This is a genomic window from Rhodomicrobium vannielii ATCC 17100 (assembly GCF_000166055.1).
Lineage (GTDB): Bacteria > Pseudomonadota > Alphaproteobacteria > Rhizobiales > Rhodomicrobiaceae > Rhodomicrobium > Rhodomicrobium vannielii.
The window spans coordinates 1,310,746-1,323,019 of record NC_014664.1; the positions used below are offsets into that span (position 1 = coordinate 1,310,746).

8 protein-coding genes are annotated in these 12,274 nt (G+C 64.3%); 7 read left to right on the forward strand and 1 reads right to left on the reverse strand.

Annotation, left to right across the window (positions count from 1 at the left end):
- Window positions 1–107: 107 nt before the first annotated feature.
- Together putA and RVAN_RS05990 are read left to right on the forward strand one after the other, a co-directional pair.
- Entirely contained in the window at window positions 108–3,725 is a 3,618-nt protein-coding gene (gene putA, locus RVAN_RS05985) for a bifunctional proline dehydrogenase/L-glutamate gamma-semialdehyde dehydrogenase PutA (RefSeq protein WP_013418862.1), read from the forward strand.
- 95 nt (window positions 3,726–3,820) lie between these two features.
- Entirely contained in the window at window positions 3,821–4,996 is a 1,176-nt protein-coding gene (locus RVAN_RS05990) for a linear amide C-N hydrolase (RefSeq protein ID WP_013418863.1), read from the forward strand.
- Window positions 4,997–5,043: 47 nt separating this feature from the next.
- On the opposite strand, the gene RVAN_RS05995 is transcribed toward RVAN_RS05990, so the two are convergent.
- Window positions 5,044–5,646: a hypothetical protein gene (locus tag RVAN_RS05995; RefSeq protein ID WP_155942354.1), complete on the reverse strand. Its 603-nt coding sequence runs from the start codon at window positions 5,644–5,646 to the stop codon at window positions 5,044–5,046.
- A 191-nt stretch (window positions 5,647–5,837) separates the two neighbouring features.
- Here RVAN_RS05995 and RVAN_RS06000 point away from each other — a divergent pair, with 191 nt between their 5' ends.
- From RVAN_RS06000 to RVAN_RS06020, 5 genes are all read left to right on the forward strand, one after another.
- Window positions 5,838–6,632, forward strand: a complete 795-nt coding sequence (locus RVAN_RS06000; RefSeq protein ID WP_013418865.1) for a LysE family translocator — start codon at window positions 5,838–5,840, stop codon at window positions 6,630–6,632.
- Window positions 6,633–6,787: 155 nt separating this feature from the next.
- Window positions 6,788–8,536: a heparinase II/III family protein gene (locus tag RVAN_RS06005; RefSeq protein WP_013418866.1), complete on the forward strand. Its 1,749-nt coding sequence runs from the start codon at window positions 6,788–6,790 to the stop codon at window positions 8,534–8,536.
- Between the two features lie 36 nt (window positions 8,537–8,572).
- On the forward strand, window positions 8,573–10,180 hold the full coding sequence (gene purH / locus RVAN_RS06010) for a bifunctional phosphoribosylaminoimidazolecarboxamide formyltransferase/IMP cyclohydrolase (protein WP_013418867.1): 1,608 nt from the start codon (window positions 8,573–8,575) through the stop codon (window positions 10,178–10,180).
- 311 nt (window positions 10,181–10,491) lie between these two features.
- Window positions 10,492–11,121 carry a helix-turn-helix transcriptional regulator gene (locus RVAN_RS06015; protein ID WP_169309522.1) on the forward strand — a complete coding sequence of 210 codons (630 nt, stop codon included), beginning with the start codon at window positions 10,492–10,494 and terminating at the stop codon, window positions 11,119–11,121.
- A 253-nt stretch (window positions 11,122–11,374) separates the two neighbouring features.
- Window positions 11,375–12,259, forward strand: coding sequence for an outer membrane protein (locus RVAN_RS06020; RefSeq protein ID WP_013418868.1), 885 nt, complete (start codon window positions 11,375–11,377; stop codon window positions 12,257–12,259).
- Window positions 12,260–12,274 lie beyond the last annotated feature (15 nt).

The following is a 12,274-nucleotide window of genomic DNA, read 5'->3' on the forward strand; positions in this document are numbered from 1 at the left end:
CGAGAAAGGCGTTGCGAGCGGGCAGAATGAGTATAAAGTGACTCCAAGGTAGTGCTTCGGTCAGGTGCGGGTTCGCGGGCGAGCTGCGCGCGTTGCGGAGGGTCGAAATGAACATCATGGATCGGGTTTTCGAAGCCGGCGGAAGCGCTGCCCTTCGCGCGGAAATCCGCAAAGCCACCCGCGCGCCGGAATCCGACATTCTTCCGCCACTTGTCGCCCGCGCGCGCCTTGACTCCGAAACAGCCGCGAAAGTTGCCGCCCTCGCGCGCCGCCTCGTGATCGAGCTTCGCGCGGAGAAGAAGGGCGGCTTCGGCGTCGAGGCGCTGATGAAGCAATTCGCGCTGTCGAGCCGCGAGGGCGTCGCGCTGATGTGCCTTGCCGAGTCGCTGCTTCGCATCCCGGACGCGAAGACGCGCGACCACATCATCCGCGACAAGCTCGCGAAAGGCGACTGGGGCGCGCATGCCGGCAAAAGCTCGTCCTTCTTCGTGAACGCGTCGGCCTGGGGGTTGCTTGTGTCCGGGCGGCTCGTTTCCGCGCAGGAGGCGGAGGGTTTCGGCGCGGCGCTGACGCGTGCTGTTGGGAGGGGTGGCGAACCGGTCATCCGCAAGGCGCTGGATCTCGCGATGCGGCTCGTCGGTCGCCAGTTCGTCACCGGGCAGACGATCGAGGAAGCGCTCGACCACGCGGCGCCGTTCGAAGCCCAAGGCTTCAGCTATTCCTTCGACATGCTGGGCGAGGCGGCCATGACCGACGCCGACGCGCTGGCCTATCTCGCATCGTACGAGCATGCCATCCGCGCCATCGGCGGGAAGCGGCAGGGCCGGAGCATATACGAAGCGCCGGGAATCTCGGTGAAGCTCTCTGCGCTGCATCCGCGCTATACTTACGCGCAGATGGACCGCGTCGGGGCTGAGCTTTACCCGCGCCTCTTGCGGCTTGCGACGATGGCGACGGAGCGCGACATCGGCTTCAACATCGACGCGGAAGAAGCCGACCGGCTGGAACCGTCGCTCGACCTTATGGAGCGGCTCGCCTTCGACCCGGCGCTCGGCGAATGGCACGGTCTCGGCTTCGTCGTGCAGGCATATCAGAAGCGCGCCGCGCCCGTGATCGACTGGATCGTAGACCTCGCGGAGCGCTCGGGCCGCCGCATCATGGTGCGGCTCGTGAAGGGCGCGTACTGGGACAGCGAGATCAAGCGCGCGCAGGTGGATGGCCTGCCGGGCTTCCCGGTCTTCACGCGCAAGCCTTATACCGACGTGAGTTATCTCGCCTGCGCGAAGCGTATGCTGGCGGCGCGCGACCGCGTGTTCCCGCAATTCGCCACGCACAACGCGCATACGCTGTCGGCGATCTACCACCTCGCGGGGTCGGATTTCCGCGTTGGCGACTATGAATTTCAATGCCTGCACGGCATGGGCGAGGCGCTTTACAGCCGCGTCGTCGGCGGGGACGCGCTCGACCGCCCCTGCCGCATTTACGCGCCCGTCGGGACGCATGAAACGCTGCTCGCCTATCTCGTGCGGCGGCTTCTCGAAAACGGCGCGAACTCCTCCTTCGTGCATCAGCTCGTCGACGAGAGCGTGACCATCGACGACCTCATCGCCGATCCGGTGGAGGACTCCGCCCGGCTCGGCGGCGCGCCGCATCCCGAGATCGCCGCCCCTGCCGAGCTGTTCGCGCCGCGCCGGAATTCGCGCGGGCTCGATTTTGCCGACGCGGGGGAACGAGACGCCTTTGCGCGCGCCATCGAGGCAAGCCGGGCGATAGCGTTCGGTGCCGCACCCGCTCCGGCGAGCGAGGCGAAGGACGCAGACGCGCCCCGCGCCATCGTCAATCCCGCAGACCCCGCCGACATCGTGGGTCATGCCGCCGACGCAACCGCCGCCGACATAGAGGCCGCGCTCGCCAAAGCCACCGATGCGGCTGAACGCTGGGCCGCGACGCCCGCCGCAGAACGCGCTTCCATGCTGGAACGCGCCGCCGACCTGATCGAAGACGCACGCCCGCACCTCGGCGCGCTCATCGTGCGCGAGGCGGGCCGCACCATGCCGAACGCGGTGTCGGAAATCCGCGAGGCTGCGGATTTCTGCCGGTATTACGCCGCCGAAGCCAGAAGGCTCGCCGCCGCGCCGCTCGGCCCCGTTGCCTGCATCAGCCCGTGGAATTTCCCGCTCGCCATCTTTACCGGCCAGATCGCGGCGGCGCTCGCAGCAGGCAACATCGTGCTCGCCAAGCCCGCCGAACAAACGCCGCTCGTCGCCGCCGAAGCGGTGCGCATCCTCCATGAAGCGGGCATACCGCAAGATGTGCTGCACCTCCTGCCAGGCGCGGGCGATGTCGGCGCGGCGCTCGTGTCGGACGCACGCGTGAAAGGCGTCGTCTTCACCGGCTCAACCTCGGTCGCGAAATCCATCGAGCGCACGCTTGCCGAGCGCGGGCCGGTGCCGCTCATCGCCGAGACAGGCGGCCAGAACGCGATGATCGTCGACTCGTCGGCGCTGCCCGAACAGGTGGTGGCTGACGTGCTCGCCTCCGCCTTCGACTCAGCCGGCCAGCGCTGCTCGGCGCTCCGCGTGCTGTGCCTTCAGGACGACATCGCCGACGATATGCTCGCCATGCTGCAAGGCGCGATGGCCGAGCTTCGCGTCGGCGACCCGGCCCGAATCGAGACGGATGTTGGCCCGGTGATAGACGCGGAGGCGCGCGACGCACTGGCGGCTTATATCGACCACAAGCGCGACCGCGTGCTCTGTCAGACGCCGCTTCCCGAGACGGCAAGCGGCACCTTCATAGCGCCGACACTCCTCCGCATCGACCGCATCGCCGACCTCAAGCGCGAGGTGTTCGGCCCCGTGCTTCACGTGCTGCGCTTCCGCCGCGAGGATACCAGCGCGGTGCTCGACGCCATCAACGCGACCGGCTACGGCCTCACGCTTGGCGTTCATTCGCGCATCGACGAGACGCAAGCCGCCATCGCGGCGCGCGCCCTCGCTGGCAATATCTATGTGAACCGCAACATGATCGGCGCGGTGGTCGGCTCGCAACCATTCGGCGGCGAGGGGCTGTCCGGCACCGGGCCGAAGGCGGGCGGGCCGCTTTATCTGCGCAGGCTGGTGAAGGACGCTGCCCCGCCCCGGCTTGATGGCCCACGCAACGAGGAAAAGTTCGCGGCGTTCGACGCACTGGCCGCGTGGGTGCGCTCAGGCGCGGGCGGCCTTCTCGGCACAGCGGATCGCGCGCTTCTCTCCGGCGTGCTGCACGCCTATCGTGAAGCAACGCCGTTCGGGCGCGAAGTCGCCCTCCCCGGCCCTGTCGGCGAAGACAACCGGCTTGGCTTCCATCCGCGCGGGCGCGTTCTAGGCGTGGCCGAGACGGTTATGGATTTGCTTCACCAGTTCGGCGCCGCCCTCGTTACCGGCAATGATTTCTCATCCCTCGACATCAAGGCGGCTCATGCGCTCTGCGATAAAATTCCGGGCGAGCTAGCGGCGCATTGTACGATGGCGCGCTCGATCCGGGGGATCGATATCGCGGCGGTGCTCGCCATCGACGCGAGGGCGGCAGAAGCGGCGCGTGCGGCTTCGGAGCGTGAAGGGGCGATTGTGCCCGTGTTGGCCGGTCCGCCCTACCCTCTCGCGATGCTCGTGCGTGAAAAGACCGTATCGACCAATACGGCGGCGGCGGGCGGCAATGCGAGCCTGATGGCGCTCGGCAAATGAACTGTCGAATCTTACTAAAAGCGCAGCACCGGCACAGGCGGGAGCGTTAAAGCCTCCGCCTTACGCTCCACATTCCGCAGAAAACGGAGTGTCCCATGAAGCCTCGCGCCCTTGCCCTGCTCGCCGCCGCGTTCGCGCTGACATCGGCGGGAACGGCGAGTCCCTGCACACGCATCCTGTTCACCGGCGAAGACAAAACCGTGCTCACTGGCCGCACGCTCGACTGGATGGAGGACATGGCCTCCGACCTGTGGGCGTTCCCGGCGGGCCTTGAGCGCGACGGCGCGGCCGGACCGCGTTCGCTGAAATGGACCTCGAAATATGGCAGCGTCGTCACCGCGAGCTACAACGCGGGCAGCGGCGACGGCCTGAACGAGAAGGGTCTCGTCGCGAATTTGCTCTATCTCGCGGAGGCGGATTACGGATCGACGGACAGTCAGAAGCCGCTTCTTTCCAACGTCGCCTGGGCGCAATACGCGCTCGATAATTTCGCCACCGTCGCCGAAGCCGTCGAGGCGCTCCGCAAGGAGCCGTTTGCCCTTCTCGCGCCGACCTTCCCGAACGGCTCGGCCTCCACGCTGCATCTGTCGCTTTCCGACGCCTCGGGCGATTCCGCGATCTTCGAATATGTCGGCGGCAAGCTCCTCATCCATCACGGCAAGCAATACACCGTAATGACGAACTCGCCGACCTACGACAAGCAACTCGCGATCAACGGCTATTGGGAGGATGTAGGCGGCTATGCGTTCCTGCCGGGCACAAGCCGCGCTTCCGACCGTTTCGCGCGTGCATCCTTCTTCCTGAACCGCCTGCCGAAGAAGATCGACCCGAACTACATCAAGAGCGTGCCGGACCATAGCTTCGAAAATCAGGCGGCCGCGAGCGTGCTGAGCACGGTGCGCAGCGTGAGCGTGCCGCTCGGCCTCGCCGCGAGCAAAGACGAGCCGAACATCGCCTCCACAATCTGGCGCACCGTCGCCGATCAGAAGGACCGCGCCTATTATTTCGACTCCGCCACGCGCCCGAACACCTTCTGGGTTTCGCTCGACAAGCTCGATTTGAAGCGCGGCGCGCCGGTTAAGAAGCTCGCGCTTGCGAATGGCGAGGTTTATGCGGGCGAGACTGCGGAGAAGTTCAAGGACGCCGCGCCGTTCAAGTTTCTCGAAGCGACGGCCACGGCCCGCGCCGATACGGGTGAAAAACGCAGCGACACCGCGAAGCGGCGGGATGATCGCAGCGACGAACGCCGCCCCGTCGAGCGCGTGCGGTAGTCCCGACACCTAAGGCGCGGGCGGAGCGGCGTCGCTCACCGCCCCGCTCAATCGTCCTTCGAGAACGTATGCCAGACGCCATCTGGGCTGATCTCGACGCGATACCAGCCGTATTTTCCGGCTGCCGCCATTTCCTTCACGCGCGCGGGCGAAACAAAGCGGTAGATCTCCACCTCCTGGCTCGGCGTCAGCTTGTCGAGCGAAAGCGCGGCGTGATAGGGCCACACGATCATCTCGTCTTTCGTGCCCTGGTTCTTGATCGCGTAGCCGGTCGTCAGAAGGCTGTACAACACGGCCAGCATTTCGCGGCCGTTGCCGTCGGCCGAAGTCCCCTTCAGATATGCGATCCGGTCCGGCGTGCGTTCCTTGGCGAACACGGGCGGCAGTTCGTTCATCTCGATGGGAAGGCGCAGCGCCTCGATGTCGCCGCTCGTTACTGCCTGAAGGATCGCCTGCCGCATGCGTTGGACCGGCTGAGGCAGCTTCGTCGCGTCACGTCCAAGCTGAACCTCGGCAGCAGGTTGAGCGGGCTTCGCCCCGGCGAGCGCGCCAGCGTCTTGCGAAAGCGCAGGCGGAGCGGCAAATGGCATCAGCACAAGCGCGAGCGCCGCCGCGAATGCCGCTGAACGCGGGAGTAACCGGCCTCTCATCCTAAAGAAAATTGTTTCCGGCGATGCTTTCACGTTCGTCTCCTGTTGCATGACGTCCCCGTTTCGCGGCATGCATGTGTGCTTGCGGGCGCTGCGAATCCGGTGTGACCTCGCGAGCGTTTTTGGGCGCGAGAATGGCGGAAGCGCTCCTTCTCGTGACACGGGACTTATCGAGGGCTAGAAGCGGGCCTATGTGGGCAGAGTCGATCATCGATCCGACGCGATTTGCCATCATCGGCCTTGTCATCGGCGTGCTGATCGCAGCCCCCGTTGGGCCGGTGAACATCGTGTGCATCCAGCGCACGCTTGAGCGCGGCTTCTGGGGCGGTTTCGCCGCCGGGCTCGGGGCTGTGCTGGCGGACGGGCTCATCGCATCGGTGGCGGCCTATGGCGCGACGGCGATCTCCGGCTTCATGCGCGCGCATCAGCTCAAGATCGAGCTTGTCGGCGGCATCATTCTCGTCGCCTTCGGCTTCAGCATCTACCGTTCGCAGCCGAAGATCGTGGCGACCGCGACGACCAATATCGCGCGGCTGCGGCGGCTGTCGAACACGATCCCACCGTTTTTCAGACCCGCGCTGCGCTTTCGCATCTGGCGAATCGTGCCGCATCTCAACATCGTGCCGCAGACGTTTTTCCTCACCATCACCAACCCCGGCGCGATCCTCGGCCTGTTCGCTCTATTTGGCGGGGCGACGTCGATCATGGGCGGCATCGACACCTGGATTCAGGCCGTAACGGCTGTCACCTCGATCATGACGGGAAGCCTGTTGTGGTGGATGGGGCTGTCGCGGCTCATCAGCCGTGTGCGCCACAAGCTGACCGAGAGCCGCCTGAAGCGCATCAATCAGGCGTCGGGCGTGGTGCTTGTCATCTTCGGGCTGGCGCTGTTCGCGCAGTTCGCCTACGGCCTCGCGGGGCATCGCTTCGGCGAGTCCGAGGCCGGCGCGGCGCCTCCCGTCACGGCGTTCAGCATCCTGCGATAGGCGCGCGTGTCGCGGCAGGGGACAACCTCCGAAAAAGATCCGCAAATGCCTCGAATCAGGTTTAGCTTCGGAGATGTTAACTTTGGCAGGCGTGTTGCTGCCCGCCGGTTACAAACAGGCCTTGCTTGCGCAGGGACGGATCGCCTAAAAAGTTAATGATGCCACCTCAGATTTCAGATCAGGCGCGACTTGCAGCGCTCGCCGTGAACAGGGCGGGCCGGTCGGCGCTCAGGCTTGCGCTGAAATCGCCGTTCTCGCGCTGGATGTCCGGCATTCCCGCCGCCTATCACCTTCTCATCCTGCCGCACGACTTGCGCACCGGTGACCCGAGCTTCGCGGTCGAGCTTTACGACGGGTATATCGGGCTGGCCGGAGCGACTGCGCCCGTCGGCTCCGAATCGCCGTTCCTCGTGATGCCGCCGACGGTTCCCTGGCAAAAGGAGCTTTACGGCTTCGGCTGGCTGCGGCACCTGCACGCCGCCGAGGACCAGATCGCCCGCGAGAAGGCGCGCAAGCTCACGCTCGACTGGATCGCCTTCGCAAGCAGCGCGCCGCCGCTCGGCCGCGACCGCGACATCACCGCGCGGCGTGTGATCGCGCTGCTCTCGCATGCGGCCTTCCTGCTCGACGGCGCGGAGCCGGACTTCTACGACGCCGTAATGCGCATGCTCTCGCGCGACCTGCACGACCTCACCGTCGTCTATGGCGACGGGTCGGGCGTGCCGAAGCTCAGGGCGCTGACGGCGATCCTGCTCGCCGGGCTTTGCATCGCCGAACACGAGACCTATCTGACGTCCTATCTACCCACGTTCTCGGCTGAACTGGACCGGCAGATCCTTGAAGACGGTGGCCACGTCTCCCGCGATCCGGGCGAACTCATCGAACTCCTGCTCGAACTTCTGCCGCTTAAGCAGTGCTTCGTCGCGCGCCAGCTCGAACCGCCGGAAAAGCTTTACTCCGCCCTGAAGCGTATGCAGGCCATGGTGCGCTTCCTGCGCCTCGGCGACGGCAGCCTCGCGCGGTTCAACGGCATGGGGCCGACCTTCCTCGATCAGGTTTCGGCCGTTCTCGCCTATGACGATCTTGGCGCCACCTTCCCCGACCTCCACGCGCCGAATTCGGGTTATGCCCGGCTCGCGGCGGGCGAGGTCGTCATCATCGCGGATGCGGGCGCGCCGCCGCCGCTGCATCTCTCGGCGCGGGCGCATGCCGGTTGCGGCGCGTTTGAAATGAGCGTCGGGACGGAGCCGCTGATCGCCAATTGCGGCGCGCCTCAGGACGAGACGGGCGACTGGTACGTCGTTTCGCGGTCCACGGCGGCGCATTCGACGCTCAGCATCGACGATCTGTCGTCGTCGCGGCTCATCAAGGCGCAGGAAAGCTTCGTCGCGGGGCGGGAACTGTTCTGGCTGTCCGGGCCACGCAGCGTCCATCACGAGATCATCGAAAACGACGCGTCCATCGGCGTGCGCATCGGCCATGACGGCTACCGCGAGCGCTTCGGCATGAACCATCGCAGGCAGATCGCGCTCCACAAATCGGGCAATGAATTCGCGGGCCACGACCAGCTCATGCCCGCCAACCAGACCGGCATCGAGGCGAACGCGCACTTTGCCATCCGCTTTCATCTGCATCCGCGCGTCGCGGCGCAGCTTTCGCGCAATACGAACGCCGTCACGCTCACCTTGCCCTCGGGCGCAACGTGGCGCATGGTGGCGGAAGGTGCGGACCTCGACATTGAGGAGAGCATTTTCTTCGCAGATCCGATCTGCCTTAGACGCTCACTTCAGATCGTCCTCAAGGGACCGTGCTCGGCGGCAACGTCCGTCCATTGGAAATTCGAGAAGGTGGCGCAGCAGCAGAAGCCCGTAATTCAGGGCGCCTACCCTCGCCGTCTCGTCTGATCTTGATCTTATCTCGCAGCATCACACTTACGAGCCATGTCCGCACAATCCACGAAACCGCAAGTTTTTCCGGTGCGCCGCGCACTGATTTCCGTTTCCGACAAGTCGAATCTTGCGGAATTCGCCAGGAAACTCGACGCGCTCGGCATCGAGATCGTCTCCACGGGCGGGACCGCCGCCTTCCTGCGCGACAATGGCATCGCCGTCGTGTCGGTCTCCGATGTGACGAAGTTCCCGGAGATCCTCGAAGGCCGGGTGAAGACCCTGCATCCCGCCATCCACGGCGGCATCCTCGCCAATCTCGAACAGTCGAGCGCGCGCGAGGCGCTGGCGCAGCACAACATCGCGCCCATCGGCCTTGTGGTCATCAACCTCTATCCGTTCGAAGAGACGCTTAAAAAGCACGCGGCCCATTTCGACACGATGATCGAGAATATCGACGTCGGCGGCCCGGCCATGCTGCGCGCGGCGGCGAAGAACCATAATTGCGTGACGGTCGTCACCGACCCGGACGATTACGACGCGGTCGCAGCCGAACTCGCGGGCGAGGCACGCGCGACGAGCGACGCAACGCGCCGCAGTCTCGCGGCCAAGGCATTCGCGCGCACCGCCGCTTACGACACCGCGATTGCGACGTGGTTCGCGGGGCAGACAGGTGCCGCGCCGTCGTCCTGCACCATCACGGGCACGCTGAAGCAGAGCCTGCGCTACGGCGAAAACCCGCACCAGAAGGCCGCGCTTTACGAATCGGCCGACCGGAGCGGGCCGGGTATCGTCGGCGCCGAGCAGGTGCAGGGCAAGGAACTCTCCTACAACAATCTCACCGACGCCGACGCCGCCTTCGAGCTGATCTCGGAATTTCCGGGCGCCGAGCCTGCGGTGGCGATCGTCAAGCATGCCAATCCGTGCGGCGTGGCGCTCGGTTCGTCGCTCGTCGAGGCCTACAGCAAGGCGCTCGCCTGCGATCCGGTCAGCGCGTTCGGCGGCATCGTCGCCTTGAACGGGCGTCTCGAAGAGGAGGCGGCCCGCGAAATCCTCAAGATCTTTACAGAAGTCGTGATCGTGCCGGACGCATCCGATGCAGCGCGCGCTGCGTTCGCGGCAAAGCCGAACGTGCGGCTTCTGGTGACGGGCGGCCTGTTGCCGGTCGCGCGGCAGCCCTATTTCCGATCCGTCGCGGGCGGTTTCCTCGTGCAGGATGCGGATGTCGGCGGCTTCGAGGGCAAGACGTTGCGCACGGTTACGAAGCGTGAGCCGTCCGAGGCCGAGCGCGCCAACATGGTCTTCGCCATGCGCGTCACGAAGCATGTGAAATCGAACGCCATCGTGTTCGCGAAAGACGGCGCGACGCTGGGCATCGGCGCGGGCCAGATGAGCCGCGTTGACAGCGTGCGTCTCGCCGTGTGGAAGGCTCGCGAGGCGGCCGAGCACGCCGGGAAAAACCCCGACGAAGCGCTGAAGGATACCGCCGTCGCATCGGACGCGTTCTTCCCCTTCGCGGACGGGCTTCTCGCCGCAGCCGACGCGGGCGCGACTTCGATCATCCAGCCGGGCGGCTCGATGCGCGACGAGGAAGTGATCCGCGCGGCCGATGAACGCGGCCTCGCCATGGTGTTCACCGGCGTGCGACACTTCCGGCACTGATCGGGCGCGTCGGCCAATTCAACGCTGACGCACCTTTTAGTCGCGATCCATTCCCTGCCTTGTAAGCTTAGGCGTGCAAGGCAGTTTTTATTTATTATCCGAAATTGCAATTATCTTGGCAAATATTGCGCCTCAGAGCGTCATGCGCCAATGCAATATCCACATGCGCCGGGTTTGGAATTTCGAGTTGCGCGTGTGCGGCTTTTGCTTTTTCATCTCTAGGGGATGATGAATTGTCTCGTGCCAACTTGCAACTTGTCTCCAGACCAGTTGTACCTGATTGTTTTTGAATGCACGCTTCAGCACAACCAATGTTTAGTCCATTGATCGATATCCGTCTTGATTCCCTTTTGGGGCTCGCTCTCGACCAGTTCCTCGCAGGATTTGCCGTTTCGCTCGCCGATGGCGAACTGGTGCACGCAAACAGTGCCGCGCGCGCGATGGCGGAAGCCGGCTGGCCGATACAGATCGCGGACGGTCGCTTGCGCGCGCAAAGTGCCGAGCACTCGGCGCTCCTGCTGAGAGGGATTTTCGAGGCGGCGCAGGCGGCATCCCTGGCGCGGGATAAGCCGTTCGAACGCGAGTTGCCTCTCTCGGCGATGCCGCATCACGGCTCCCTGGCCATTGCAATGATCGCTCCACTCGATGCGGCGCTCGACGGGCGCGCCTTGGTGGCAATCCACATCGCCACTTTCCCCTCGCTGAACGATTGCGAACTGCCGGTCGTGACGAAATGCTTCGGGTTGACCAAGGCCGAGGCGCGGACGCTCGATCATCTCGCGAAAGGCCTATCGGTGGCGGCAGCAGCGACGGCGCTGTCGCTTTCCGTAAATACCGTGAAGACGCATCTGCAAAACATCTTCGCGAAGACCGGCACCGCGCGCCAGAAAGACCTGATGAAGCTTGTTGACGACCTCCGGTCGCCGCTCGCTCATATCTAACGCCTCCGAAGCAACCTGACTGACTTTCTGCGTGTACTACGCAGCTACTGTTGCCGGAAATCAACAACACAGCTCATGTGATCGCAGCAAATCATTGTTGCAAAAGTGCTCTTTCTTGCAACACCAGCACTGTCACTCTCGCAAAACGACAATTCACCAAAAATACAACTTTAAGTTTAGTATTTTTGCGAGTATCGCAAGACTAGGCGTTCGGCGTTGATTCTACTGGCAACTCAAGCGAGAGAAGAGAGAGATGGCTCTCAAGCACACGATTCTGGCAGGCGCCGCCGCAATCGGCGCAGCGGCAATCGCTGCGATCCCGGCTCATGCAGACGGCATTCCCGCCAGCTACAAGGATATTGCGCCTCCGCCGCCGCTTTGGACGGGCTTCTACGTCGGCGCGCATCTGGGCGGCGGCTGGACCGACTTCGACCTGGGCCGCAACAGCTATTATTATTGGCCAACCTCAACGACGTACGACCGGTACGACTACAATGGCGGCCTGAGCGGAACGGGCATCTTCGGCGGCCTCACCATCGGCTATAATTGGCAGTTCGGCCAATGCTGCAACTACGTCTACGGTATCGAACTCGACATCGGCGGCTGGCGGGACGACGCGAGCAAGACGATCTACATCGATGACGACCGGCGCGGCCTCGATCCCGACGCTTCCACGCGCATCCGCTTCACCAACAAGGGCGGCTTTTACGGCGACATCACGGGTCGCATCGGCTACGCGGCGGGCAACACGCTGATTTACGCCAAGGGCGGCTTCGCGTGGCTGAACAACTCCTTCCGCGTCGGCGTGCTTCGCGAGAACGGCGCCACAGGGTACAACTACGATTGGAGTTCCACGACCGACAACGGCAACACTCTTGCCGGCTGGACTGTGGGCGGCGGGCTCGAATACAAGTGGAACTACAATTGGTCCGTGAAGGCCGAATATCTGTACTTCAATTTCGGCGAGCCAAATGTCGGCGGAAACTGCTGCTATGACTATAGAAACGGCATCTCGGCAGATGCGCAGACCGAGCGACGCTACAGCGCCGATTTCAAAAACCTCAGCGATCTGACAGCCAACTCGGTGAAACTCGGCGTGAACTATGCCATTTTCACGCCTCCGGCTCCGCTGAAGTAGCGGTCCGGCTACACT

Bases quoted from the DNA above. Each gene is read 5' to 3' on its own strand.
- RVAN_RS05995 (WP_155942354.1), bottom strand. From the start codon at position 5,646: ATGAGAGGCCGGTTACTCCCGCGTTCAGCGGCATTCGCGGCGGCGCTC.
- purH (WP_013418867.1), top strand. From the start codon at position 8,573: ATGTCCGCACAATCCACGAAACCGCAAGTTTTTCCGGTGCGCCGCGCA.
- RVAN_RS06000 (WP_013418865.1), top strand. From the start codon at position 5,838: ATGTGGGCAGAGTCGATCATCGATCCGACGCGATTTGCCATCATCGGC.
- RVAN_RS06015 (WP_169309522.1), top strand. From the start codon at position 10,492: ATGTTTAGTCCATTGATCGATATCCGTCTTGATTCCCTTTTGGGGCTC.
- putA (WP_013418862.1), top strand. From the start codon at position 108: ATGAACATCATGGATCGGGTTTTCGAAGCCGGCGGAAGCGCTGCCCTT.
- RVAN_RS05990 (WP_013418863.1), top strand. From the start codon at position 3,821: ATGAAGCCTCGCGCCCTTGCCCTGCTCGCCGCCGCGTTCGCGCTGACA.
- RVAN_RS06020 (WP_013418868.1), top strand. From the start codon at position 11,375: ATGGCTCTCAAGCACACGATTCTGGCAGGCGCCGCCGCAATCGGCGCA.
- RVAN_RS06005 (WP_013418866.1), top strand. From the start codon at position 6,788: ATGATGCCACCTCAGATTTCAGATCAGGCGCGACTTGCAGCGCTCGCC.